This window comes from Mameliella sp. MMSF_3455, from assembly GCF_030733205.1.
Classification (GTDB): Bacteria; Pseudomonadota; Alphaproteobacteria; order Rhodobacterales; family Rhodobacteraceae; genus Antarctobacter.
This window is the reverse complement of record NZ_JASHJL010000022.1, coordinates 29,776-55,252: the sequence shown is the minus strand read 5'-3', so window position 1 is coordinate 55,252 and position 25,477 is coordinate 29,776. Positions and strand designations below refer to the sequence as shown.

Sequence of the window (25,477 nt, the reverse complement as noted above, 5' to 3'; positions counted from 1 at the left end):
GCGTGCCGGTTTCCGAAGCAGGTGCCACGACAAACGACTCCGGCCCGCCGGAGCGGGCCAGAGAGGATCAGACGTCGAGTTCGACGGCGCCGATGGGCTTGGAGCAGCAGGCGAGGATGTAACCGTCTTCGATGTCGTCCTCGGAGATGCCGCCGTTATGAACCATGTGTACTTCGCCGGAGGTCTTCTTGACCTTGCAGGTTCCGCAAACGCCAAAGGTGCAGCCCGAGGGGATGACGATGCCGGCGCCGCGGGCGACCGCCAGGACGGTGTCGGTTTCGGTACAATCTGCCGCAACCTCGGAACGGGCGAAGGCGATGCTTGCGCTGGCCGCCTCGTCCGGGATGACATCGTCATGCTCGGGCAGCTGCTCTTCTTCCTTGACCGGCGCGGTAAAGCTCTCCTGGTGGTAGCGGTCCATGTCATAGCCAAGCGCGATCAGCATTTCGCGCACGGCATTCATGAAGGGTTCTGGCCCGCAGCAATAGACCTCGCGCTCCAGGTAATCGCCCGCGATCAGGCCGATCATCAGCTGGTTGAGCCGCCCGCGCAGCCCGGTCCAGACGCGATAGGGGTCGTCCTCTTCGACGATGAAGAACAGCTTGAGCGATGGCACGCGCGAGGCCATCTGTTCCAGCCGCTGACGCGAGATGATGTCCTGCGGGCGCTGCGCGCAATGCACGAAGGTGACATCGATGTTGGTGCCTCGGTCATACAGGTAGGTCGTCATCGACAGCGAGGGCGTGATGCCGGAACCGGCCGAGATGAACAGGTATTTCTTCTGCTCCTTGCGCGGCAGCGAGAAGATGCCGGCCGGGCCGATCGCCTTGATCTTCATCCCCGGTTGCAGGTGGTCCAGCATCCAGCGTGTGCCGACACTGCCTGCCTGTGCCTTGACCGTGACCGCGATGGTCAATGGCCGCGAAGGCGAAGATGAGATCGTGTAGGTGTTCCAGACCGTGCCGCCCGGAACGGGCAGTTCCAGTGTCAGGAACTGCCCCGGGTCATAGCTGAACTGCGCGCCCGAGGGCGACACGAAGCTGAAGGTTGCCGTGTTCGGTGCCTCGGGCACGACCGCGCAGCAGACCAGCGGCTCTGCATCGGTCCAGATGCCGTCATCCGCCGAGGCGGTAAGGTCCATGTCCAGTCCCATGCCCTTACTCCGCCGCGATCGGGGTGACGCCGCCGGTGATCGCGCGGATCATCGTGTTGGCGTACCAGTCGACGAACTGGATGTTGCCGCCTTCGTGGGTCGGCGAATAGGGGCCGGGCTGGTAGGCGGGCGAGAGAATGCCGCGCTGGTTGTTCTCGACCACTTCACGGTCTTCGTCGTTGGTCGCGATCCAGACCTCGGTCAGGCGTTTGAGGTCGTAATCCTGGCCTTCGACCGCATCCTTGTGGACCAGCCACTTGGTGCAGACCTCGGTTTCCGTCGCGCTGATCGGCGTGACGCGGAACAGCAGGACGTGATCCGACAGGAAGTGGTTCCAAGTGGCGGGATACTTAAACTTCAACAGCGAACCGGCGTTCCGGAACGGCAGGTTGGAATTGGGTTTCGTCACCGCGACCTTGCCGTCCATCGTATAGCTTTCACCGGCGTCCAGCAGCGGCGTGCGCACGAAACGCCAGTCGCCCAGCCCCGACATCCTGAAGGCCGAGGGGGCCCCCGCCGCCTCGCAGCGTTCGCTGTGTTCTTTCTGCAGGCCGGTCAGTTCGGCGCTTTCGTCATTGCCGATGGCACGCGGGTCCTCGGGGAAGGTGCGGCACAGCGAGGGGTGGTTGCCCGAGCAGTGATAGCACTCGCGGTTGTTTTCCCAGACCAGCTTCCAGTTGCCCCGCTCGACGATGGTGCTTTCGTAGGCGACCTTGGAATTCTCCAGGTCATGCGCCGCCAGGTAGCGCGCGGTTTCCGCGGCCAGCTCGTCGATGGCGGGGGCGTCATCGGCCAGGCAGATGTAGACCATCCCCGACAGGTTGCGGCAGTGCACCTGCTTGAGCCCGTGTTGCGAGGCGTCGAAATCGGGGCCCATGTCGCGCGCCCACAGCAGGCGGCCATCCAGTTCGTAGGTCCACTGGTGATAGGGGCAGACCAGCTTGGGGCCGGTGCCCTTCCTGGTCTTGCACAGGACCGATCCGCGGTGACGGCACGAGTTGTGGAAGGCACGGATTTCACCGTCGTTGCCACGCACGATGACGACGGAATAGGCGCCGATCTCGTGCACGATGTAGTTGCCGGGCTTGGGGATCTCGCAGGAGGGGATCGCAAAGAGCCATTCCCGGTACCAGATGCGGTCCATGTCGGCCTGGAACACGCCCGGATCGCAATACAGCTCCTGTGCGAGGGAATAATCGGGCTTTCGGCGCATCAACGTCGAAAGAACATCGGATTCGCGCAGCATTCGGCACCTTTTCTGCTGTGTGCCCGCCCAGCGGCGGGAGGTTGGTCGCGTTGAAATGTCGATAAGGTCGGCGAGTCGGCGGACCGACCCCGTGCCTCTGACGTCGCAATCGCACGCGGCGGTTTCCGCCACGTCGAGAATTGCGACTCCGCATATCCAATTTGCGACCGGAGGTGTTCAGCCCCTAGGATTCAGCAGGACGCCGACGGCGGGCAGGTCGTCTTGCGGGCTGGCCTGGGCCTTGCGGTATTCGCCCGGGGCAAAGCCGCGTTCCGCCTTTAGCACCCGCGCCAGGTGGGTGCCGTCGCAGAACCCGGTGGCCAGCCCGATCTCGGCCACCGGATCATCCGTGTTGCGCAGTTTCTGAAGGGCGCGATCCAGCCGGATGTCCAGATAGACCTTGGAGGGCGGCTGCCCCAGGTCGGCCAGGACACGCCGTTCCAGCGTCCGCCTGCCGACCCCCAGTTGCCGGGCGAGCGCAGCAATCGACAGCGGCACCTCGATGTTCTGCTGCATGCGCAGGATCGCGCGTTTCACCAGGTCGTCCTTGGGGGCGCGCGCCGTCTGCTGGCCCGGCTGGGCCTCGTCCCCGCGCAGGGCCTCGTCGATCATCATGATGTTGAGGCTTTTGATGGCCGCGGACTGCCCGACATGACGCGAGACCAGAAAGGCCGCAAGGTGGGCCGAGCCGTGCCCGCCGGAACAGGTCAGCCGATCCCGATCGACGACGAAGATCTGGTCCGAGACCGGCTGGACCGCGTCGAAACGATTGACGAAATCCTGATGGTGGAACCAGCTGACGCAACAGCGATAGCCATCCAGCAACCCGGCCTCGTGAAGCAGGAAGACCCCGGTGCACAGGCCCACAACCGGCGTTCCGGCCTCGGCCCGCGCGCTCAGAAAGGCGCTTTCCGCCCGGCTCAACGCGGGCTTGTCGCTCATCACGCCGCCGACCACGACGATGTAATCGAACTTGCCCGCCCGGCGCAGCGAGGTGTCCGGCGTGACACGCACCCCGCAACTGGACCGCACCGGGGTCATCGTGTCCGACAGAACCGCCCAATCGCAGAGGATGGGCCGCGACATGTCCGCCTCGTCCGCGGCCAGCCGCAGGACGTCGACGAAGTTGGCAAAGGCGGACAGGGTGAATCTGTCGGCCAGCAGAAAGGCGACGCTCAGCCGCTTGCGTGGTGCAGCCGCGGGCGGTGTCGATCCGGTGCGTTCGGGCATGGCGCAAACCTGCAGGTTGGATGGCGCAATCATACCGACGTGCCGCGCAAGACGCCAGTAGGTCTGCGCGGCAGTATTCCCCAGAGGTGCCGACCATGACCCATTTCAGTGCCTTCAGCCTGCTGAAGAACGCCTTGACCGGCCACAAGGCCTGGACCGAGCAATGGCCCGACAGCCAGCCCAAGAAAGAATACGACGTGATCATCGTCGGCGCGGGCGGTCATGGTCTGGGCGCGGCCTATTACCTGGCGAAGCAGCACGGCATCACCAATGTCGCGGTGATCGACAAAGGGTGGCTGGGGGGCGGCAACACTGGCCGCAACACCACGATCATCCGGTCGAACTATCTCTATGACGAGAGTGCGCGCCTCTACGATCACGCGGTCGACCTGTGGGAAAACCTCAGCCAGGATCTGAACTACAACGTCATGTATTCGCGTCGCGGCGTGTTGATGCTGGCGCACAACGTGCATGACGTCCAAAGCTTCAAGCGGCACATTCACGCCAACCGCCTGAACGGTGTCGACAACCGCTGGCTCACCCCGCAGGAGTGCAAGGACTACTGCCCGCCGCTGAACATCTCGCAGAACGCGCGTTACCCGGTCATGGGCGGCGCCCTGCAGGAACGCGCGGGGACAGCGCGGCACGATGCGGTGGCCTGGGGCTATGCCCGTGGCGCCGCCATGCGCGGCGTCGACATCATCCAGAACTGCCCGGTCACGGCGATCCGCCGCAACGCGGACGGATCGGTTGCCGGTGTCGAGACCGCCAAGGGGTTCATCAAGGCCAAGAAGGTCGCGGTCTCGGCCGCCGGGCATACCTCTGTCGTGATGGAAACCGCCGGTGTCCGCCTGCCGCTGGAAAGCTACCCGCTGCAGGCGCTGGTCAGCGAGCCGATCAAGCCGATCTTCCCCTGTGTCGTCATGTCGAACGCGGTGCACGCCTATATCAGCCAGTCCGACAAGGGCGAACTGGTGATCGGGTCGGGCACTGACCAATACACGTCCTACAGCCAGCGCGGCGGCCTGCCGCTGATCGAACATACCGTCGCAGCGATCACCGAGGTCTTCCCGATCTTCAACCGGATGCGGATGCTGCGCAAATGGGGCGGCATCGTGGATGTGACCCCGGACCGGTCCGCCATCATCTCCAAGACGCCGGTCGACGGACTCTATGTCAACTGCGGCTGGGGCACCGGCGGGTTCAAGGCGACGCCGGGCGCGGCGCATACCTTTGCCTGGACCATCGCCAAGAACGAACCGCACCCGATCAACGCGCCCTTCACGATGGAACGATTCCGCACCGGGCGCCTGATCGACGAAGCCGCCGCCGCGGCTGTGGCTCACTGAGGATATCGACATGCTTCTGATCCATTGCCCCTATTGCGACGAGACGCTGCCCGAGGCCGAGTTCACCTATGCCGGCCAGGCGCATGTCATCCGCCCCGAGGATCCCTCTGGCCAGAGTGACGACCAGTGGCAGGAATTCCTGTTCATCCGTGAAAACCCCAAGGGGCCGCATTACGAACGCTGGCGGCATTTCCACGGCTGCGGACGGTTCTTCAACGCCGTGCGCGACACCGTTTCGGACAAGTTCCTGACCACCTACAAGGCGGGTGCCCCGCGCCCCGACCTCTCCAGCCTGACGGAGGGCCTGAAATGAGCCAGTTTCGCGTTGCGGGAAAAGGCCGCGTCGACACCGGGCGGCCTGTCACGTTCACCTTCGACGGCAAGTCCTACAAGGGCGCGCAGGGCGACACGGTCGCCTCGGCGCTGCTGGCGAATGGCGTGCACCTGATGGGCCGGTCGTTCAAGTATCACCGCCCACGCGGCGCCGTCGCCGCCGGATCGGAAGAGCCGAACGCCCTGATCGGCACCCGTCGCGGCAAGGGCCGGTTCGAGCCGAACACGCGCGCCACCGTGCAGGAAATCTGGCAGGGGTTGGAGACGACCTCGCAGAACAAGTACCCCAGCCTGAAATGGGACATCGGCGCGGTCAACGACGCCGCCTACATGCTGTTTTCGGCGGGTTTCTACTACAAGACCTTCATGTGGCCCAAGAATTTCTGGCACAAGGTCTATGAGCCCTTCATCCGCGCGGCTGCCGGTCTGGGTGTCTCGCCGACCGAGGAAGACCCGGATCACTACGCCTCGCGCTACCTGCATTGCGACGTTCTGATCGTTGGGGCCGGTCCGTCCGGTCTTGCCGCCGCCCGCGCGGCAGCGGTGGACGGGCTGAAGGTCGTGCTGGTGGATGAAAACGCCGAGGTGGGCGGAACGCTGCTGTCCGAGCCGCAGGCGCAGATCGACGGAAACCCCGCCTGGGACTGGCTGGCGGCAGAAGCCGCGGCGCTGAAGGACCTTGGTGTGCGGATCATGACCCGGACCACGGCCATCGGTTATTACCATCAGAACATGATCGGCATGGTCGAAAAGCTGACCGACCACCTGCCGGACCTGCCCACTGACACGCCGCGCGAACGCATGTGGCGGGTGCGGGCGCGGCAGGTCGTGCTGGCGCAGGGCGCGCTGGAAAAGCCGCTGGTTTTCCACGGGAATGACCGCCCCGGGGTGATGCTGGCTGGATCGGCCCAGACCTACCTGAACCGATACGGGGTTCTGGTCGGCAAGAAGCCGGTTGTCCTGACCGCGCATGACTCTGCCTGGTATGCGGCCTTCGACCTCGCCGATGCGGGGGCCCGTGTGCAGGCTATTGTCGACACGCGCGACACCGTTCGCGACGATCTGCTGGCCGGTGCGCGGGAACGCGGCATCAAGGTCAAGCTGGCGCACACGGCCACCGGAACCACCGGGCGCCTGAGGGTCAATTCCCTGCGCGTGAACCCGGTCAAGGGCGGCACGGTCGGCGATGGCTACACCATCGCCTGCGATGCCGTGCTGATGTCCGGCGGTTGGACGCCATCGCTGCACCTGTTCTCGCACACCAAGGGCTCGCTGGCCTGGGACGACGACCTGACCACCTTCCTGCCCAAGGATACGCCCGAGGACTGCGTGATCGCGGGCGCAAGCCGTGGCCTCTGGGGTATCGAGGCGGCGCTGAACGACGGCGCCGCGAAGGGGCGCGAGGTGGCTAACGCGCTGGGCAGGGCACCTGCGGAACTGGTCTATGCCGTCGCGGCGGACCGCCCCGGCACCGGCATCACCCACAAGGAACTGCCGACCGATCGCAGCCCGGGCAAGGCCAAGGCCTTTGTCGACTACCAGAACGACGTCACCGCCAAGGACCTGCGGCTGGCCGTGCGCGAGGGGATGCGTTCGATCGAGCACGTCAAGCGCTACACCACCAACGGCATGGCGACCGACCAGGGCAAGATGTCCAATATCAACGGGTTGAACATCGCCGCCGACGCGCTGGGCAAGAAGCAGCCACAGGTGGGCCTGACCACCTTCCGGCCGCCCTATACGCCCACCTCCTTCGGGGCCTTCGCGGGTTACCACAGGGGGGAACACTTCGAGGTGACGCGCAAGACCCAGATCGACGGTTGGGCCGAGGAAAACGGCGCTGTCTTCGAACCCGTCGGCCAATGGCGCCGCGCTTGGTACTTCCCAAAGGCGGGCGAGGACATGGACGCCGCCGTGCGCCGCGAATGCGTCGCCACGCGCAAATCCTTGGGTATTTTCGATGCTTCCACGCTGGCCAAGATCGAGGTCAAGGGGCCGGATGCGGTCGAATTCATGAACCGCATGTACACCAACCCCTGGACCAAGTTGGCCCCGGGCCGCTGTCGCTATGGCCTGCTCTGCGGCGATGATGGCTTCATCCGCGATGACGGCGTGATCGGCCGTCTGTCGGACGACTGCTTTCACGTCACCACGACGACAGGCGGCGCCGCGCGGGTTCTGAATATGATGGAGGACTACCTCCAGACCGAATGGCCCGAACTGGATGTCTGGTTGACCTCCACCACCGAGCAATGGTCGACCATCGCGCTGAACGGCCCCAACGCGGCCAAGCTTCTGGCGCCGTTGGTCGAGGGCGTGGACCTGACCGACGAGGCCTTTCCGCACATGTCCTGCCGGACATGCACGGTGGCGGGCATGCCAGCGCGGCTGTTCCGGATCAGCTTTACCGGCGAAATCGGCTTCGAGGTCAATGTGCCCGCACCGATGGGCCGCAAGCTGTGGGAGACCCTCTGGGAAGCGGGTCAGCAGTACGACATTTGCGCCTATGGCACGGAAACCATGCACGTCCTGCGCGCCGAGAAGGGCTATATCATCGTCGGCCAGGACACCGATGGAACGGTGACCCCCTACGATGCCGGAATGGGCTGGGCCGTGGGCAAGAAAAAGCCCGATTTCGTCGGCATGCGCGGGTTGACGCGGCCAGACCTTGTCGCGCCGGGGCGCAAACAGTTGGTCGGCCTGCTGACCGACGACCAGTCAAAGCTGGAGGAAGGCGCGCAGATCGTCTTTGACCCCAACCAGCCGGTGCCGATGAAAATGGTGGGGCATGTGACATCGTCCTATCACTCGGACGCGGCGGGCCGTCCCATCGCGCTGGCCCTGGTCGAAGGCGGGCACGACAAGATGGGGGGTACCGTCCATATCCCGATGCCCGACCGCACCATCGCGGCAAAGATCACCTCGACGGTTTTCGTCGATCCCGAAAACGCCCGTCTGAAGATCTGAGGAGCCTGTCATGAACGCACCGATTTCCTCTTTCACGCCCTCGGTCCTCGCTGAAAGCGCGGCAGCACGGGTCAGCCTGACCGCGCCTTGTGCACGGATGTCCCTGCGGGCGCGCGGTGATCTTGCGCCGCTCAATACGGCGCTGGGGCTGACGCTGCCTGTCCGGATCGGTCAGCGCGCGCAGGCCGGCGATTGCCAGGCACTCTGCCTGGGGCCTGACGAATGGATGCTACAGGCCCCCGAGACACTGGCGCCGGGCATTCAGGCGGCCTGCGACGATGTTTACGGCGTGCTGCCGCATAGCTTGGTCGACGTGTCGGGGCGCGAAGTGACCTTTGCGCTGGATGGGCCACGCGCCGTGGATCTGCTGACGCTGGGGATGCCTCGCAATCCCGACAGTATCGCCGTGGGCGAGGGGCGCCGGATCAACTTCGACGGGGTGACGGTTGTGCTGTGGCGCGATGGTGAAACCGCTTTCCGCATGGACGTCTGGCACAGCTTCGCGCCGCACTTGCTGCACCTGCTGGAGACCGGCGTAAGAGAACTGGCCGCCGAAGCGGCCTGACCCGCGCCAACCGGCGCGCCGGGAAACGGGAAAGGGCGGCCCAGGGGCCGCCCTTCTTTCGTTGGATATCTGCCCGGTCCGCGCGGCCTCAGATGTCCTTGACCAGTCGCAACGCGTCATAGATCGCCGCGTGCGTGTTGCGGGCGCTGACGGCGTCTCCGATGCGGAACAGTTGAAAGCCATCTACGGGTCCGCGGGTCACGGCCTGCGGCTGGCCGCCGATCAGCGCATCGTAATCGACGGCCCCACCGTTCGAGGACAGCGGTTTCAGGTCGAAATACAGCTCGTCCATCGGCAGCGTGCCATAGTTCACCACCACCTGATCATAACGCTTCTCGGACTTGAGGTCGCTGTAATCCGTGCCGATCACGGCCTTCAATTCGTTGCCGTCGCGGGCCACGTCCAGAAGGCGGCGGGTGACGGTAAAGGTCACGTCCTTGTCCTGCAACGCACGCATGTAGGGCACCAGGTTCATCGCCATGATGTCTGGCGCAAAGGTCCGGTCCGGGGTCATGACCTCGACCGTGGCACCGGCGTTGGCGGCGACCTCGGCGGCCATCAGGCCCGGGTGATCGCCGCTTTCGTCGTAGACCAGCACGTTCTGGCCGGGTTTCACGTCGCCTGCGATGATGTCCCATGCGGTGACGACCAGGTCCTGCTCCTTGCCGCTCTCGAAGAGTTCGGTGTTGGGCATGCCGCCGGTGGCGACGATCACCACGTCGGGGTTCAGCGCGGTCACGTCCTCGGCCTCGGCCCAGGTGTTGAAATGAAATTCGACGTCCCGCGCCGCACATTGCGCCATGCGCCAGTCGATGATCGAGATCATCTCGCGCCGGCGCGGGTTCTGCGCGGTCAGGCGGACCTGGCCACCGGGATCCGGCTGGGCCTCGAACACCGCCACGTCATGGCCGCGCTCGGCGGCGACCCGCGCGGCCTCCAGCCCGGCGGGACCGGCCCCGACGATCACGACCTTCTTGCAGGTCTCGGCACGGGAGATCGTGTGGGGCATGGTCAATTCGCGCCCGGTCGCCGCGTTGTGGATGCACAGCGCCTCTCCGGCGGCGTAGATCCTGTCGAGGCAATAGGTGGCGCCGACGCAGGGACGGATGTCATCCTCACGCCCTTCGATGATCTTCTTGACCACATGCGGATCGGCCATGTGGGCCCGGGTCATGCCGACCATGTCCAGCAGCCCTGCCGCGACGGCGTGGCGTGCGGTGGCCACGTCGGGGATCTTGGCGGCGTGGAAAGTGGGCATGCCGGTGGCCTTCCTGACCGCGCCGGCAAAATCCAGGTGCGGCGCGTTCTTCATGCCCTGCACCGGGATCACGTCGGTCATGGCCGGGTCGGTGTGAATGCGGCCGCGAATGACGTTCAGAAAGTCGACCTTGCCCCCGGCGGCGAGCCGTTTCGAAATCTCGAGGCCTTCCTCGGGGGTGATCCCGCCTGCTTCTGCCTCGTCGGCGGTATAGCGCAGACCAACGATGAATTCCTTGCCCACCCGTTTGCGGATGCCGTCCAGCACGTCGTCCAGCAATTGCATCCGCGACTCGAGCGTCCGACCGCCATAGGGGCCTTCCAGGTCATTGGTGAGCGGCGACCAGAACTGGTCGAGCAGGTGGCCGTAGACCTGCAATTCGACCCCATCCATGCCGCCGGCCTGCATTCGTTCCGTGGCATCGGCGAAATCCGCGATGATGCGCTCGATGTCCCAGTCCTCGGCCAGTTTGGGAAATGCGCGGTGCGCCGGTTCGCGGTGCTTGGAGGACGAAACGGAAGGCAGCCAGTCGCCCTTGTTCCAGGCGGTGCGTCGGCCAAGGTGCGTCAGCTGGATCATCACCGCGCTGCCGTGTTCGTGACAGGCATCCGTCAGGTTGCGGATCCAGGGCACGACCTCGTCCTTGTAGGCGAGAATGTTGTTGAAGACAGGGGGGCTGTCCTTAGACACGGCGGCCGATCCGGCCGTCATCGTCAGCGCCACTCCCGCCTTCGCCCGTTCCGTGTGATAGGCGGCATAGCGCTCCTTGGGCATCCCGTCCTCGGGGTAGGCCGGTTCGTGGCTGGTGGTCATGATGCGGTTGCGCAGCGTCAAGTGCTTGAGCTTGTAGGGCTGCAGAAGAGGGTCGTTGGACATGGGGCCTCCGCGGGTTGACGGGGCAGCGATGCACGGAATGTTCACCTGTGTCAAGTTTGTGTTCATCGGTGTCGAGTTTTCTTGTGACACCCCGATCGCGCTGTTAGAAGATCCGTCATGACACAGGAGACAGACGAGAGTTCGAAAGGGTGGCGCGGATCGCGTGAGCTATGGCTCGACGCGGCGAGAGAGGCCTTTATCGGATCGGGCATAGATGCGGTGAAGATCCAGCCGCTGGCCAGCAAGCTTGGCCTATCGCGGACCAGTTTTTACTGGTTCTTCGACGACCGGGAGGCCCTGCTGCAGGCGCTGCTGGACGATTGGGACAGGATCAACACTCGCTGCCTTGTCCAGGCGACCGAAGGTTTTGCAGAGACCATCACGGAGGCCGCGCTTTCGGTGATCGGGACATTCCTGCCCGGGGGCGGGTTCGAGCCCCGGCTGGACCTGGCAGTGCGGGGGTGGGCGCATCAGTCCGACGCCATCGCCGCCAAGGTGAACACCGCGGACGAGCTGCGCCTGTCGGCCATCCGGGCGATGTTCGAAAGGTTCGGCTATGATCCGGGCGAAGCGGATGTTCGAGCGCGCACGATGTACCTGGTGCAGATCGGCTATATCTCGATGCAGGTGCAGGAGGATGTCGGCCTGCGCCTGGCGCGGATCCCCAACTATGTAAAGACCTTCACCGGACAGGCGCCCGATGCGCGCGAACTGGCGCGATTCGAGGCACGGTACGGGGATGCGGATCTGGCCGGATAGAGGGTGTTCAGGGCAGGTTCTCGCGGAAATAGATTTCAAGCCGCAGGGGGCGCGGTTGCGCTTCGGGCTGTGGGAGCGCCCGGATCGCGGCGTCGATCAACAGGTCCGGATCCTGGTCGAAAACGGCGTCCATGCTGCCCTCCAGCAGGGCGCGGCGCGTGTCCGGGGTCAGGTCGTGACCGATGAAAGTGACAGCCATCCTGTCACGCTCGCGAAGGGCGCGGCTGATCCCGCTGGAAGATCCGCCCACGTTGTAGATGCCCACAAGGTCCGGCGCCTGTTCCAGCAGGGCGAGCGTGTGACGATAGTTCTCGCCCCCGTCGTCATGCCCCTCGCGCATGCCGATCACGCGCAGGTGCGGGAACATCTCTTCCTGGATGCTGAGAAAGCCTGCCTCGCGTTCCGAACGGGCGCGGTGGTGGCGTGACCCGGCCACCAGCGCCACGGCCCCCGTGTCCACATGCGCCAGGCGTCCGATCAGCAGGCCGGCCGTCCGACCGACGGCGCGATTGTCCAGTCCGAGGTGCGCGACGCCGGGCAAGGTGCCCAGGTCCGACACGATGGTGACAAGCCGGGTTCCCCCGGCGGCGACCTCAAGAGTGGCTTCGCGCACTTCCGGGTGTTCAATCGCGAAAAAGGCGATGGCATCGGCCCAGGCCGCGTTCTTGCGCAACGCTGTGGCCAGCGCGGTGGCGTCGAAACTGTCGATGAAGAAACAGCGCAGGAAGGGGTCGTTGATCCCGGTCCGTCCGACCCGCGCCTTCACCCATTCGTCCAGCAGACGCAGATAGGGATTTGACCCCGCAGGCAGCAGCATGACCACGGTCAAGGGGCGTTCCGCGCCTTAAAGTTCCGCGTCCTCGGCCGCGAGGAACCCGATCTCGCGGGCAATTTCCAAGACCCTCCCGCGCGTGCGCTCCTTGACGCACTTGCGGCGGTTGATGACCCGGTCGACCGTCGCCAGCGAAACGCCTGCGCGTGCGGCAATGTCGGCAAGCTGCGGTTTCGTGCTGTCCGTCATGCTGTGCTCTTTTTGACGGACCTCAAAACCCGTCATTTCATATCCTTTGGCGAAAGGTGCCGAATATCCATAACCTTGGTCAACTCTGTTGAAATCATGAATTTGGGCGCATCCAAGGCATGATGAAACATCAAAACCCATCATTATCCGGGAGGAGGCCCGATGCTGAAGTCCCGAGGATTGACCCGCCGCAGCCTGTTGGCCACCGGCGCCGGTGCCTTGGCCATGCCGTTTCTGGCGCGTCCCGGCCTTGCCGCAACGACCCTGCGCTATGGCCACAACAACGAGGTCGCCTCTGTCGCGGGCGCGCAGGCTGACTGGTTCGCCGAGGCGCTGGGCCAGAGCTCGGGCGGCGACATCTGCGTGCAAGTCTTCCCCAACAGCCAGCTGGGCAAGCTGCAGGAACTGGCAGAGGCGGTGTCGCTGGGCACCATCGCCTTTTCGCATAACACTGCCGGCGCGCTGGGGTCGCTGTACCAACCCTTTGCGGGGCTCGACACGCCGTAGCTGTACCGTGACGTCGACCACCTGATGAAGGTGACGGATGTCGAAAGCCCGGTCATGAAGGAGCTGAACGAGGGCCTGATCGCTACCGCCAATGTGCGGGTGATCTACGCCCACTACTTTGGCCGCCGGAACCTGACCTGCAACAAGGCGGTCATGTCGCCCGGGGACCTGGCTGGGACAAAAATCCGCGCCGTACCATTCCCGATCTACACCACGGCGGTCGAGGGCATGGGCGCCGTTGTCGTGCCGGTCGACTGGTCCGAGGTGCCCACCGCGCTGGCCACCGGCGTCGTGCCAGGGCAGGAAAACCCCGTCAACGTGGTGCTGAACGTCAAGCTCTATGAGGTCCAGTCGCACCTGATGCTGACCGGCCACATGTCCAACGCCGAGGTCGTCGTGATGAACGAGGACGTCTGGCAGAGCCTCGACACCACGCAAAAGGACGCAGTGCGCGAAGCTGCCGAGCAGACCCGCCAAAAGGCGATTAGGGCGATCCTCGACGACGAAGACGCCGAGACCCAGAAGCTGCGCGACCTTGGCATGACCGTGATCGGCGCCGAGGATGGTCTGCAACTGGATGCCTTCCGCGCCTCGGTCAGCAAGCTGGTCGACGAACGTTTTGGCGCCGAATACGGCGATCTTTACAAGAAGATCGCGGCGGTCGCCTGATGCCGTGCATCGAACCGGGCCGTGCGATCCTCGCGCGGTTCGCCCGTATCGGGGTCACGCTGGGCATGGGCCTGCTGGTGCTGATGGCCGTCCTGGTCGTGACGCAGGTGGCCGCGCGCAACTTCTACGACCTGGGGTTGCCCTGGGCGGACGAACTGGCGCGGTTCTCCGGCATCGGGCTGGTGTTTCTTTCCGTGCCCTGTCTCGCCGGGCGGCATGTGCTGGTCTCGGTCTCTATGCTGCCCGATGCCTCGCCGCCGGGGGCGCGCAAGGTCATGCATCTGATCGGGGACATCGCCACGCTGGGGTTTGCCGCGCTGATGCTCTGGAGCTTCGCCGAATTTCTGCCGCGCGCGGGTAAGTTCCTGACACCTGCGATGCGCGTGCCCAACTGGGTCTACTACAGTCTCGCGCTGACGGGCAGCCTGTTCCTCTTGGCCGTTGCCCTGCACAGTGTTGCTCGCACCCTGACCGGACGCGCCCCGACCGACCCCTACCACGATCCCAGGGACGATAGCAGACTGCCCACATGAGCCTCATTCTCGTCGCCCTGTTTCTCGCACTGCTGGCCGTCGGCGCGCCGATCTCGGTTTGCCTCGGACTGTCCTCGGCCGTCGTGATCGTGATGCAGGGGCTGCCCATCGCGGTCCTGTCACAGCGTTTCCTGAACGCGCTCGACAGTTTGCCCCTGCTGGCGGTCCCAATGTTCATCCTTGCCGCCAACCTGTTGAACGCCACCGGCGTGACGACGCATCTGTTCGACCTGGTGCGGATGATCCAGCCCTTTCAGGAAAAGGTCTTCGTCGAACGTGCTCATCTCTCCATGTCCTCGTTCAGCATCTCCAGCAGCGAGGCTTCGATCTGCCCTGCACAGTAGACATCCGCGCAATCGGCCCAGTCGTCGCGCAGACGCATCAGCGCGGGCAAGCTGGCAACGCGGTCCGCCAATGCGCCCAATACCGGCGCGGTATCTTGCAGCAGGGGCCGAAGGGGCGGTAGCCGATCGGCCATCGTGTGCCACAGTGCCGCCAGTACGAGATCGGCGAGGCCCGGCGACCCTGCGCCGGAGATGAAACCTCCCGATACCGTGACCCCTGTTTCCGTCACCAGCCATTCGTGCCCTTGCATCCAGCGTGGCAAGCGGTCGCCCCGGAAGGCGGTCCATGTGTCGCGCGTCCACATGGTGGCGCCGTGATGGCAGGTGATCTCAAGCAGGATGTCCGAGGCATCGCAGAGCAGCCGCAATTCCAGGTCCGGGTCATGCGACAGACCGTGTTTGCGTCCCAGGTACATGCAGATGGCCGGCATCTGCGACAGGGCCCGACCTGCGTCATGGTCGATCAGCACGGGCGGACCGATGAAGGGTGTCGGCTGGTCCTCGGGGCGGGCGGTCTTTGCGGTCAGAACGGCATCAAAGGCCGGCTCGTCCCACTCCGCCCCCGCCTGGGCGAGGATGAAGCGCGGAACATGGCCCCGAAAGGGGATGGGCCAATAGAGTAGCGTGTAGGACATGGAACAGCCTCCGATCATCGAGCCGAGGTTATGCCGATTCCACCTGCCGGGCCATCCTCGGGGCGCGCGGATACAGGTATTGCGGTTGACCGCCGCCCGCGCCCGTATGGCGACGCGCGGACTGGTGCAGCGGGGCCGGGTCTGGCAGGATCGCGGCGACGGATTTTGCGGGTGGTCACGACGTGGCGCGGATGATCGGAAGATGCGGATGGTGACAGGGCGGCACGGGGCAAGGCGCGCAGCATGGCTGCCATGATGGCGCCCCCGCCCGTCGAGGTTGCCGATGTTGTCGTCGGGTATCCGCCGGCGGCACGGGCGCACTTTATGCAGCTGCGCATGGTGATCCTTGACGAGGCCGAAAACCTCTCTGTGGGACCCTTGACCGAGACCCTCAAATGGGGCGAGCCGGCCTTCCTGACGGCGGCGACCGGTGCGTGCACGACCCTGCGCCTTGCCTGGAAACCGAAGGTGCCGGAGGTTTTGCAGTTGCTGGTGCACTGCCAGACTTCGCTGGTCACGACTTGGCGAGACCACTTTCCAGAACTGACTGCCGAAGGCAACCGCGCCCTGCACCTGCCCCTGGCCGAGCCGTTGCCCGTATCGGCCCTGCGGATCTGCATTGCCGGGGCGCTGAGCTATCACAGGCGTTGACGATCTTCCCGCCGCGCGAGGTGAGAGCACTTGCACCCTTGTGACCGGACCCGCATGGTCCGCCCCGCAAGGGCAGGCAGGAGGGTGATCATGCGGATCGTGATTTTCGGTGTCGGTGCGGTCGGCGGTGTCATCGGGGCGGCGCTTGCCCTCACCGGGCACGAGGTGATCGGCATTGCGCGCGGGCGGCGGCTGGCAGCGATGCGGGAAAAGGGGCTGTTGCTGCGTGGTCACAAGGGCGAAAAGCGGGTGCCGCTAAAGCTGGTCGAACAGGCGACAGAGCTGACCCCGCGCGACGACGACGTGATCCTGCTGGCGACAAAGAGCCAGGACAGCGCTGCGGCGCTGGGCGACCTGCGCGCCGCCGGGTATGTCTTGCAGCCGGTCTTCTGCATGCAGAACGGTGTCGCGAACGAGGATCTGGCCTTGCGGTTCTTCGACAACGTGCATGGAATCAACGTGATGCTGCCCGCCGAGTACATCGCGGCGGATGAGGCGATCTGTTTCGGACGCCCCAACTACGGCGTCTTCGACATCGGCCGCTATCCGGGTGGCTGCGATGCGGCGGACAAGACGTTGGCCGATGCACTGACGGGGGCGGGCATCCGGTCGTTCGCCACGGCGACCGTCATGGAAAACAAGTACGGCAAGCTGATCGTCAACCTGGGCAACATCGTCGAGGCGGTCTTGGGGCGGGGCGTGAAGGCGCCCGAGATCACGTCCGCCCTGCGTCAGGAGGCCGAAACCGTGTTCCGGGCCGCGGGCCTGTCCTGGCAGGACATGGGCGAGGGCGACCCGCGTCGCGGCACACTGCTTGAAATTGCGCCGATCGAGGGCTTGGACCGCGCGGGCAACTCCACCACCCAGAGCTTTCTGCGGGGGGCGGGCGCGGTCGAGACGGACTACCTCAACGGCGAGGTGGCATTGATTGCCCGGCGCAACGGTGGCCATGCGCCCCTGAACGCGGCCATAACTTCGATTGCTGCCCGACTCGCGCGTGGCGGTGCGGCGGTGGGGGCGATGACGCCGGAGGCCCTGGCCGCCGAACTGGGAATATGAGTCAGAACGCCGTGAAATACTCCGCCTGCTCCCATTCCGAAATCGTCGACAGGTAACGCTCCCACTCGGCCCGCTTGAGACGAGCCAGGTAGGCAACCGTTTCTTCGCCCAGTGCCTCTCGGTACATCCGTGACCCTTCGAAGGCGGCAATCGCCTCGCCGAGGGTGGTGGGCAAATGTTCTGCCCTGTTGTCGTAGGGGTTCTCAAGCGCGGCTGGGGCACGGTGTCCGGCCTCGATCCCGTCGACCCCTGACAGGATCTGGAAGGCCAGCGCGAAATAGGGGTTTGCGGCACTGTCGGCCACACGGTTCTCGACCCGGCTGGCCGCGTCCCCGGGCGCCATCAGAGCGCGCAGCATGGCGCCCCGGTTGTCAGCGCCCCAGCCGATCCGGTTCGGCGCAAGCTGGTAGGGCGCATAGCGCTTGTACCCGTTCACCGTGGGCGTCGTCGCGATGCAGGAGGCGCGCGCATGGGCCAGAAGACCGCCGATCCAGCCGAAAGCGACGTTCGTCAGCGCGCCGTCCACCTCGGGGATCAGCAGGTTGCGTCCGTCCATGTCTGTCACGCTCTGGTGGATGTGCCAGCCATTGGCGGCGGCGTTTTCCAACCGTGGCTTGGCCATGAAAGAGGCAAGGTAGCCTTCGCGTGCGCAGACCTCTTTGACCATCGTGCGAAACAGCACCGCGCGGTCGGCAATCGTCAGCGGGTCATCGGCGGCAAAGGTGAACTCGAACTGGCTTGGCCCCATTTCGACCTCGACAGAGAGCACAGGCAGGCCCATCGCCTCGGCGCTACGCCGGAGAAGGTCGAGGAGCGGCTCGGCGGCATCGTAGCGGGTCTCGGTGAGATATTGCCAGCCCTGGTTCACGCCGCGCGTCAACGGCGGGCGTGGCGGCATGGTGGCGTCGGCATGGTCCAGCGCGGGTTCCACCGGCTCGAACACCTGGAACTCGACCTCGAGGCCCATGACGGCCTTCATGCCGCGCGTCGCCAGCCGGTCGATGGCCCCTTGCAGAAGCGTCTGGGGAACGAAGGGAAGCGTGCGACCGTCGGTGCGCAGCACCCGGCAGAGGATCATCGCCGAATGCGGCGCATGGGGCAGGGGGCAGAAGGTTTCGACCCGGGGAACCAGCAACAGGTCGCTGGCGCCTGACATCGGCGTGTCGCCTGTCTCGGACCAGATCGGAAAGACCGTCCGGTGCGACAGGTCCTTGAGCAGGAGCGTAGAGGGCACCCGCAGACCGGATTTCAGCGCCCCTTCCAGCCCGCGCCGCGTGACCGTCTTGCCGCGCAGGATACCATGGGCATCGGCAAAGAGCATGCGCAGGGTCTCGATCCCCTCGGCATCGACCCGCGCCATCAACTCTGCGGCGGCCTCGGGCTGCAACAGCCCGTCGCGGCACAGCCGGCCCTGCGCCAGGTGGTCCCGCATCAGAGCCCCGCGTCCCAGGGACAGGCGTCGCGCCGTTCGGCATCGGCGCGCAGGCTGGCCGCGTCCCAATCGGCGCTGTCGGCAATCGCATCGTTGGACAGCGGTCCCCGGATCGTGGCGGGATCAACGGCGCCCCGCATCGGCAGCGCGCTTTCCTCGCCTTTCTCCAGCGCGTCCATCGCGGCGCGCAGCATCCGGCGATAGCGGACGATGCCCACGTCGGTCTTGCCCAGGTGTTCGTCGGTGCGGTCCTGGATCGGCCCCATGCTCTCGACCGCCCACTGGTCATGCACGTTGATGTCCAGCCCCATGCCGGTATAGGTCTCGCGCGCCTGTTCCTCGGGGTCATAGCCGTAGTCGTTGCGCTTGTTCTTCCGCGGCGCGTAGTCCGGCAGGCGGTGTTCCTTCAGCCGTTGTTCGCGCATCAGCTCCTTGTTCACCGGTTTGTCGAAGCTGGTGAACATCGAGTACCAATAGCAGTTTTCGTCGTCGATGGGCACATGCCATTGGGTGATCGTCATCTCGCGGCTCATCGGGATGCAGATCGCCTCGGGGAAGATCTGGTTGGTCACGCGCACATGGGTCAGCCCGTTTTCCATGTGCCGCAGTGCGGTCAGTTTCAGGCCAAACTCCGTTTCCTCGACTCGGATCTCGGGGCGCGGATAGTCGCGCAACAGCTTGGTCATGGGGATGTTGGTATCCGCCGCGCTGTCGCGGAACTGCTTGCCGTAGCTGTCCTTTGGGTCCTCGTCTTCCAGGAAGCGGTGGAGAAAGGACGCGTGGGCCGGGTCGATGCCGACTTCCAACGCCTGCAGCCAGTTGCACTCCCACAGTCCCTTGAAGGCAAAGACATGGGTGTCGGGCGCGCGGAAACAGTCAAAGTTCGGCAGCGGCGGAGGGTCGCCGGGGCCCATGTAGGCAAAGACGATGCCGTTGCGTTCCACCAGCGGATACGCCGGTGTGCGGATCTGTTCATGCATTTTCGAGCCCTCGGGCTCTCCGGGTTGTTCGACGCATTGCCCGGTCCGGTCGAAATGCCATCCGTGGAAAGGGCAACGCAACCCGTTGTCCTCGCGCCGACCGTAACACAGGTCGGCGCCGCGGTGCGGGCAATGCCGCCCGATCAGGCCCAGTTCCCCCGCGTTATCCCGAAACAGCACCAGCTTTTCGCCCAGCAGGGTGACCGGCACGACGGGGCGGGGGCCTTTCAGCTCATCGCTCAGGGCGGCAGGCTGCCAGTAGCGGCGCAGGACTTGGCCCGCGGGCTGATCCCGCCCCACCCTCGTCAATCGATCATTGAGCTCCTGACTGATCATGCCGCTCTCCTCCCACGTTCTGGCTGTCTGCTTTCGGCCGGAGTTTGGCGGTTAGGTGGTTGGGGCGTCAAGATAAACGCCGCCCGTGGCAGGGGTGCCGCAGGGTCAAGATCGCTCGCCCGGCAAGGGTGTGGATCCGCACCGGAGGTCGGGCGGAGCCGGGCCTGTGGCCCGCCGGACACATTCCACGCCGCTGGTTTTCTGCGCTCGACGTGACAGGCCGGCGCGCCTAGGGTATCGGCTGATCCAAACACCTGAATGGACAGGATAATGTACGCAGAGCCAGCATGCGGCCCGGAAAGGCAGTCGGGCGGGGCAGCAGAGGATCCGCTGCGCGATCGGTCCGGGCTGACGCTGGTCGTTGATCTCGACGGGACGCTGCTGCGTAGCGACATGCTGTACGAGAGCTTCTGGACCGCGTTCGGCCGCGACTGGACAGTGGCCCTGACCGCCATGCGGGCCCTGACCCGGGGGCGTGCGGCGCTGAAACAGCGGCTTGCCGAAACCGCCCGGCTGGAACCGGCGACCCTGCCTTTCGACAGCGACGTGCTGGCTTATATCCAGGCCTGGCGTGAAAAGGGCGGGCGCACCGCGCTTGTGACGGCCGCGGACCAGAGCCTGGCCGATGCGATTGCCGAACACCTGGGCGTCTTCGACGAGGTGCATGGCTCTGACGGGATGCGCAACCTCAAGGGTAAGGCGAAGGCGGCCTTTCTCGCGGATCGTTTCGGCAAAGCGCAATACGTCTACATGGGCGACAGTTCCTCCGACCTGCCGGTCTGGGAACAGGCAGCCCGCGCGGTGACTGTCAACGCCTCGAAACGGCTGCAGTCCGAGGCAGAGGCCATCGCCCCCGAGGTCGAGCACCTGACAACCAAGCCGGGGACGCTGCGGCCCTACGTCAAGACTCTGCGCCCGCATCAGTGGCTGAAGAACATCCTGGTCTTCCTGCCGATGCTGACAGGACACCAGTTCGATCCGGCGACGGTGTTCATGGCGATTTCCGCCTTTGTCGCCTACAGTCTGGTGGCCTCCAGCGTCTATGTCGTCAACGACATGACCGACCTGAACGCCGACCGCGCCCACCCGCGCAAGAAGCGGCGCCCCTTCGCGTCGGGCGCGGTGCCCTTGCCGCACGGGATGATCATGGCCCCTGCGCTTTTCCTTGCCGGCGCGGCGGTCTCACTGGCAGTGAGCCCGGTCTTCCTGGCGGTGGTCTGCGGCTATTTCGTGCTGACAACGGCCTATTCGCTGAACCTCAAGCGCAAGATGGTGATCGACATATGCACCCTTGCGGGGCTCTACAGCATGCGCATCGTGGCGGGGGCCGTGGCAACGGGTATTTCGCTTTCGGTCTGGTTGCTGGCCTTTGCGATCTTCTTTTTCCTGGCTCTTGCCGCGGTGAAAAGACAGGCGGAACTGGTCGACAGTGCCCGGCGCGGTACGTTGCATGCGCGCGGGCGGGGCTACAACGTCGGGGACCTGCCGATCATCACCATGATCGCCATCGCGGCGGGCTATGTCTCGGTTCTGGTGCTTGTGCTATATGTCGACTCGCCGGATGTCAGCGATCTCTACAACGCGCCCTACATGCTTTGGGGGATCGGGGCCGTGCTGCTGTACTGGATCACACGGACCATCATGATTGCCCATCGAGGCCAGATGCACGATGACCCGCTGGTCTTTGCCGCAAGGGACCGCGTCAGCCAGCTTTGCGTGATGCTGTGTTTCGGGTTCGCTTTGATCGGTGCGCTGTGAGATGACGCGCCGAACGCTATTGCTGCGCTACGCGGGTTTTGCCGTTCTTGCGACGCTTGCCAATCTGGTCACCCAGCGGCTTGTCCTGCTGGCGGGGGACGGAGGCGTCGCCTTTGCCCTTGCGGTCGGGGCGGGGACGCTGGTGGGGCTGGTGGTCAAATACCTGCTCGACAAGCATTGGATCTTCTACGACGACGCCACCGGCCTGCGCGCGCACGGGCGCCAGTTCACGCTATATACTCTCATGGGGATCGTGACGACGGCTGTCTTCTGGGGGACGGAAACCGCCTTCTGGATATTCTGGAAAACCGATGTGATGCGCGAATTGGGCGCAGTCCTCGGCCTCACCATCGGGTATGTCATCAAGTACAATCTCGACCGGCGCTTTGTCTTTACCGACGCGCGGCTGGGAGCGATGTCATGAAATTATCCGGATGGGGCCGGTTTCCACGGATCGAAACAGAGGTCCGCGCACCGCGCGACGAGGCCGCTGTGAAAGCGTTTGTCACCGGCAGCAGTCCGGTCATCGCCCGAGGCAACGGGCGGTCCTACGGTGACAGCGCGGTGGGGGCCGGGCTGACGCTGGACATGCGCCATTTCAACCACATGCTGGAATTTGACGCCGAAACTGGACGGCTGGTGGCCGAGGCTGGCGTTCTTCTGGGCGACGTGATCGACGCCTTCCTGCCGCGTGGATGGTTCCCATTGGTGACGCCGGGGACGAAACTCATCACCCTGGGCGGTGCCATCGCGGCCGATGTGCACGGCAAGAACCACCATGTGGAGGGCAGTTTCGGCGCCTGCGTCGACTGGATCGAGATCATGGGGCCAAACGGTGAGGTGCGCCGCGCCTCCCGCAAGGATGAGGACGACCTCTTTTGGTGGACGATCGGTGGCATGGGCCTGACCGGCGTGATCCTGCGCGCAGCCATCCGCCTGCGGCCCGTTGAAACCGCCTGGATCCGCCAGACGATCCACCCCGCGCCCGACCTTGCCACGGCGATGGACATGTTCGAGGCGCATGGCCATGATACCTATTCGGTCGCCTGGATCGACTGCATGGGGCAGGGGCGGCACCTTGGCCGTTCGCTGGTCATGCTGGGGGAGCATGCGACACGGGCAGAACTGGACCCCAAGAAGGCCGAGACCCCGCTGGACGCTGGTCACAAGGGCAAGTTGTCGGTGCCACTGGATTTTCCGGGCTTTGCGCTCAACCGCTGGACGGTGCGCGCCTTCAATGAACTCTATTACCGCATGGGCGCATGGAAAGCGGGCACCTCGCTGGTCGACTGGGACAGCTATTTCTACCCGCTCGACTCGGTGCTGAAATGGAACCGCATCTATGGCCGCCGCGGCTTTGCCCAGTTCCAATGCGTGATCCCGCTTGCCTCGGCCCGCGACGGGCTGACCGAACTGCTGCAGGCCATCGCCGATGCCGGCGCCGGATCTTTCCTTGCGGTGCTGAAGCGCTTTGGCCCGCAGGACAGCGCCTTTTCCTTCCCGATGGAGGGGTACACCTTGGCGCTCGATTTCCCGATGAAATCGCATACGCTGGACCTGCTGGAACGGCTTGACGCCATCGCCGTCGCCCACGGCGGGCGGTTCTACCTGGCCAAGGACAGCCGCATGCGCGCCGCAACCCTGCGTCAGGCCGATGACCGCGTGTCAGAGTTCCTGGAGATGCGCGAAACCCGTGGTCTCAAGGCGCATTTTGCCTCTGCCCAATCCGAAAGGCTTTCCCTGTGACCGATCTGCCCGTCCTGATCCTAGGTGCCCGCTCCGACATGGGACAGGCCATCGCCCATGCTTTTGCCGCCCAGGGCCACCCGATCCAGCTGGCCGCGCGCGACGCCGGCAGCCTGGACAAGGTGCGCGCCGACCTGGCCCTGCGCCATGGGGTCGAGGTCACGCTGCACGACTTCGACGTGCTGGACAGCGACGGCTTTGCGCCCTTCCTCGACAGTCTGCCCGCACTGCCGCAGATCGCGGTCAGCGTCGTGGGCTACATGGGCGAACAGTCGGAAAACGAACAGGATCTCGGCAAGGCATCGCTGGTGCTGCGCAGCAACTTCGAAGGTCCCGCTGGCATCCTTGCCCTCCTTGCCAACCGGTTCGAGGCCCGGGGCAGCGGCACGCTGGTCGGCGTCAGTTCGGTCGCAGGCGACCGCGGGCGGGCCACGAACTATGTCTACGGCTCGGCCAAGGCCGGGTTCACGGCTTTCCTCTCGGGCCTTCGCAACCGGCTGGCCAAGACGGGCGTGCATGTGGTCACCGTGCTGCCGGGCTTTGTCAATACGGCCATGACCGAGGGCATGGACCTGCCCGCAAAGCTGACGGCCGAACCCGACGAGGTGGGGCACGCCGTGTTGAAGGCGGTGCAAAAGCAGCGCAACGTGATCTATGTGCGCGGTATCTGGCGGCTGGTCATGGCCATCATCCGCAACATCCCCGAGCCGGTTTTCAAGAAGCTCAAGATCTGACGGCTGGCACCCCGGCGGCCTGAGACGTACCTGCCCCTTGCAGGATCGCGTACCGCCCCCGAAGTCCCCATCACCGAGGCGCCTTTCGCAACAGGAGAGCAGACAGGTGCAGAAGATCCATTTGCCGGAGCGGCCGCATTGGCGTGATCACGCCAGCGAGGTCGGCTTTACCTTTGCGGACATGCATGGAGAACCCTACTGGGACGAAAGCTCGGCCTATGCCTTTACGCTCGACCAGATCGAAAACGATCTCGAAGACCCGGCGACAGAACTGCATTCCATGTGCCGTGAGGCGGTCGCGGAAATCATCGCCTCCGAACGCCTGATGGCGCAACTGGCAATTCCCGAAAATCGCCGTGACCTGGTGGCCGACAGCTGGAAACAGGACGATCCGGAGATCTATGGCCGTTTCGATTTCGCCTATGACGGCAAGGGGCCGGCGAAACTTCTGGAATACAACGCCGACACGCCGACCTCTCTTTACGAAAGCGCGGCTTTCCAGTGGCAGTGGCTGGAGGACCAGCTTGGCGCAGGGGTCCTGCCCGAGGGCACGGACCAGTTCAACGGTATCCACGAGGCGCTGGTCGCTCGTTTCGGTGAGGTCTTCGAGGAAAACAGCGATCTGCATTTCACGGCGGTCGCGGACAACCCCGAGGATTACGGCACGGTCGAGGCGATGGGATGGGCCGCGCGTGAGGCGGGGCTGGGGGCGCATTACTGCGACCTCGACAAGATCGGGTTGAGCGCGGATGGTCACTTTCTCGACGATAAGGACCGCCGGATCGCCGTCCTTTTCAAGCTTTACCCATGGGAAGACCTCTTCCTTGACGATTATGCCGATCACATCGACGGCTCGGGGTGCCTGTTCCTGGAACCGGCGTGGAAGGCGCTGTTGTCGAACAAGGGGCTATTGCCGGTGCTCTGGCAGATGTTCGAAGGCCACCCCAACCTGCTGCCGGCTTTCTTCGAAGCGGACGTGGCCGATGCGATGGAGCGCAGGGGCAGCCCCTCCGCCGGGGTCGCAGAGGCATTCGCCCGGGCCGAAGCCGGCCTCGCCTCGGGCCATGTGCGCAAGCCGATCCTGTCGCGCGAAGGGGCCTCCGTCTCGATCCTGAAGGCTGGCAAGATCCTGGAAGAGGCCCAGAACACCGAGTATTCCGAACACCCCCGGATCGTTCAGGCCTATGCGCCACTGCCGGTTTTCGACGGCTTCCGGCCTGTAGTCGGCGCATGGATCGTCGGGCAGGCCTGCGCCGGGATCGGCATCCGGGAGGACCGTTCCCGTATCACGCAGGATTTGTCGCGGTTCAAACCCCACTACATTCAGGCATAAGCC

At 64.9% G+C, this 25,477-nt stretch carries 23 protein-coding genes and 1 pseudogene; 15 read left to right on the top strand and 9 right to left on the bottom strand.

Going from position 1 to position 25,477, the window contains the following annotated elements:
* Window positions 1-67: 67 nt before the first annotated feature.
* The 3 genes from RBB42_RS16490 to RBB42_RS16480 form a co-directional block, all read right to left on the bottom strand.
* The gene (locus tag RBB42_RS16490) at window positions 68-1,153 is read right to left on the bottom strand and encodes an FAD-binding oxidoreductase (protein WP_305970383.1); all 1,086 of its coding nucleotides are present in this window, start codon (window positions 1,151-1,153) and stop codon (window positions 68-70) included.
* A 4-nt stretch (window positions 1,154-1,157) separates the two neighbouring features.
* A complete protein-coding gene (locus RBB42_RS16485) occupies window positions 1,158-2,399 on the bottom strand; it encodes an aromatic ring-hydroxylating oxygenase subunit alpha (RefSeq protein ID WP_305970382.1) in 1,242 nt (413 codons plus the stop codon).
* 177 nt (window positions 2,400-2,576) lie between these two features.
* Window positions 2,577-3,629 carry a GlxA family transcriptional regulator gene (locus RBB42_RS16480; protein WP_305970381.1) on the bottom strand — a complete coding sequence of 351 codons (1,053 nt, stop codon included), beginning with the start codon at window positions 3,627-3,629 and terminating at the stop codon, window positions 2,577-2,579.
* A 95-nt stretch (window positions 3,630-3,724) separates the two neighbouring features.
* Here RBB42_RS16480 and RBB42_RS16475 point away from each other — a divergent pair, with 95 nt between their 5' ends.
* From RBB42_RS16475 to RBB42_RS16460, 4 genes are read left to right on the top strand one after another with little or no spacing between them, the layout of a single operon-like run.
* Window positions 3,725-4,978, top strand: a complete 1,254-nt coding sequence (locus tag RBB42_RS16475; RefSeq protein WP_305970380.1) for a sarcosine oxidase subunit beta family protein — start codon at window positions 3,725-3,727, stop codon at window positions 4,976-4,978.
* 10 nt (window positions 4,979-4,988) lie between these two features.
* Window positions 4,989-5,291 (top strand): sarcosine oxidase subunit delta, encoded by a 303-nt coding sequence (locus RBB42_RS16470; protein WP_305970379.1) that lies wholly within the window; start codon window positions 4,989-4,991, stop codon window positions 5,289-5,291.
* The gene (locus RBB42_RS16465) at window positions 5,288-8,278 is read left to right on the top strand and encodes a sarcosine oxidase subunit alpha (protein ID WP_305970378.1); all 2,991 of its coding nucleotides are present in this window, start codon (window positions 5,288-5,290) and stop codon (window positions 8,276-8,278) included. Before RBB42_RS16470 ends, RBB42_RS16465 begins: the two co-directional genes overlap by 4 nt.
* A 10-nt stretch (window positions 8,279-8,288) precedes the next feature.
* Entirely contained in the window at window positions 8,289-8,843 is a 555-nt protein-coding gene (locus RBB42_RS16460; protein ID WP_305970377.1) for a sarcosine oxidase subunit gamma, read from the top strand.
* A gap of 88 nt (window positions 8,844-8,931) precedes the next feature.
* Here the strand turns inward: RBB42_RS16460 and RBB42_RS16455 are convergent, their stop codons facing one another.
* Window positions 8,932-10,977, bottom strand: a complete 2,046-nt coding sequence (locus tag RBB42_RS16455; RefSeq protein ID WP_305970376.1) for an FAD-dependent oxidoreductase — start codon at window positions 10,975-10,977, stop codon at window positions 8,932-8,934.
* Between the two features lie 117 nt (window positions 10,978-11,094).
* Between RBB42_RS16455 and RBB42_RS16450 the strand changes: the two genes are divergently transcribed.
* Window positions 11,095-11,736, top strand: a complete 642-nt coding sequence (locus tag RBB42_RS16450; protein ID WP_305970375.1) for a TetR/AcrR family transcriptional regulator — start codon at window positions 11,095-11,097, stop codon at window positions 11,734-11,736.
* 7 nt (window positions 11,737-11,743) lie between these two features.
* Here RBB42_RS16450 and RBB42_RS16445 read toward each other — a convergent pair whose 3' ends face one another.
* On the bottom strand, window positions 11,744-12,553 hold the full coding sequence (locus RBB42_RS16445; protein ID WP_305970374.1) for a substrate-binding domain-containing protein: 810 nt from the start codon (window positions 12,551-12,553) through the stop codon (window positions 11,744-11,746).
* Window positions 12,554-12,580: 27 nt separating this feature from the next.
* Window positions 12,581-12,757 (bottom strand): helix-turn-helix domain-containing protein, encoded by a 177-nt coding sequence (locus RBB42_RS16440; RefSeq protein ID WP_306043731.1) that lies wholly within the window; start codon window positions 12,755-12,757, stop codon window positions 12,581-12,583.
* Between the two features lie 162 nt (window positions 12,758-12,919).
* On the opposite strand from RBB42_RS16440, the pseudogene RBB42_RS16435 reads away from it, so the two are divergent.
* From RBB42_RS16435 to RBB42_RS16425, 3 genes and pseudogenes are all read left to right on the top strand, one after another.
* Window positions 12,920-13,933 (top strand): annotated as a pseudogene (locus RBB42_RS16435) (TRAP transporter substrate-binding protein).
* A complete protein-coding gene (locus RBB42_RS16430; protein WP_305970372.1) occupies window positions 13,933-14,466 on the top strand; it encodes a TRAP transporter small permease in 534 nt (177 codons plus the stop codon). The pseudogene RBB42_RS16435 and the gene RBB42_RS16430 overlap by 1 nt, the downstream one beginning before the upstream one ends.
* A complete protein-coding gene (locus RBB42_RS16425; protein ID WP_305970371.1) occupies window positions 14,463-14,810 on the top strand; it encodes a TRAP transporter large permease subunit in 348 nt (115 codons plus the stop codon). Before RBB42_RS16430 ends, RBB42_RS16425 begins: the two co-directional genes overlap by 4 nt.
* Here RBB42_RS16425 and gst read toward each other — a convergent pair.
* On the bottom strand, window positions 14,747-15,445 hold the full coding sequence (gene gst, locus RBB42_RS16420; protein WP_305970370.1) for a glutathione transferase, Atu5508 family: 699 nt from the start codon (window positions 15,443-15,445) through the stop codon (window positions 14,747-14,749). The genes RBB42_RS16425 and gst overlap by 64 nt on opposite strands.
* A 243-nt stretch (window positions 15,446-15,688) precedes the next feature.
* Here gst and RBB42_RS16415 point away from each other — a divergent pair, with 243 nt between their 5' ends.
* Window positions 15,689-16,096, top strand: a complete 408-nt coding sequence (locus RBB42_RS16415; RefSeq protein ID WP_305970369.1) for a DUF1801 domain-containing protein — start codon at window positions 15,689-15,691, stop codon at window positions 16,094-16,096.
* Between the two features lie 90 nt (window positions 16,097-16,186).
* The gene (locus RBB42_RS16410; RefSeq protein WP_305970368.1) at window positions 16,187-17,155 is read left to right on the top strand and encodes a ketopantoate reductase family protein; all 969 of its coding nucleotides are present in this window, start codon (window positions 16,187-16,189) and stop codon (window positions 17,153-17,155) included.
* Window position 17,156: 1 nt separating this feature from the next.
* On the opposite strand, the gene RBB42_RS16405 is transcribed toward RBB42_RS16410, so the two are convergent.
* Both RBB42_RS16405 and RBB42_RS16400 read right to left on the bottom strand, forming a co-directional pair.
* Window positions 17,157-18,587 carry a glutamine synthetase family protein gene (locus tag RBB42_RS16405; protein WP_305970367.1) on the bottom strand — a complete coding sequence of 477 codons (1,431 nt, stop codon included), beginning with the start codon at window positions 18,585-18,587 and terminating at the stop codon, window positions 17,157-17,159.
* Window positions 18,587-19,903 carry an aromatic ring-hydroxylating dioxygenase subunit alpha gene (locus tag RBB42_RS16400; RefSeq protein WP_305970366.1) on the bottom strand — a complete coding sequence of 439 codons (1,317 nt, stop codon included), beginning with the start codon at window positions 19,901-19,903 and terminating at the stop codon, window positions 18,587-18,589. The genes RBB42_RS16405 and RBB42_RS16400 overlap by 1 nt, the downstream gene beginning before the upstream one ends.
* 258 nt (window positions 19,904-20,161) lie before the next feature.
* Here RBB42_RS16400 and RBB42_RS16395 point away from each other — a divergent pair, with 258 nt between their 5' ends.
* From RBB42_RS16395 to RBB42_RS16375, 5 genes are all read left to right on the top strand, one after another.
* Window positions 20,162-21,661, top strand: coding sequence for a UbiA family prenyltransferase (locus RBB42_RS16395; protein ID WP_306043730.1), 1,500 nt, complete (start codon window positions 20,162-20,164; stop codon window positions 21,659-21,661).
* A 1-nt stretch (window position 21,662) separates the two neighbouring features.
* Window positions 21,663-22,085, top strand: coding sequence for a GtrA family protein (locus RBB42_RS16390; RefSeq protein WP_305970364.1), 423 nt, complete (start codon window positions 21,663-21,665; stop codon window positions 22,083-22,085).
* Window positions 22,082-23,407, top strand: a complete 1,326-nt coding sequence (locus RBB42_RS16385) for an FAD-binding oxidoreductase (protein ID WP_305970363.1) — start codon at window positions 22,082-22,084, stop codon at window positions 23,405-23,407. The genes RBB42_RS16390 and RBB42_RS16385 overlap by 4 nt, the downstream gene beginning before the upstream one ends.
* Entirely contained in the window at window positions 23,404-24,141 is a 738-nt protein-coding gene (locus RBB42_RS16380) for an SDR family oxidoreductase (RefSeq protein WP_305970362.1), read from the top strand. Before RBB42_RS16385 ends, RBB42_RS16380 begins: the two co-directional genes overlap by 4 nt.
* A gap of 106 nt (window positions 24,142-24,247) precedes the next feature.
* Window positions 24,248-25,474, top strand: a complete 1,227-nt coding sequence (locus RBB42_RS16375; RefSeq protein WP_305970361.1) for a glutathionylspermidine synthase family protein — start codon at window positions 24,248-24,250, stop codon at window positions 25,472-25,474.
* Window positions 25,475-25,477: the final 3 nt, after the last annotated feature.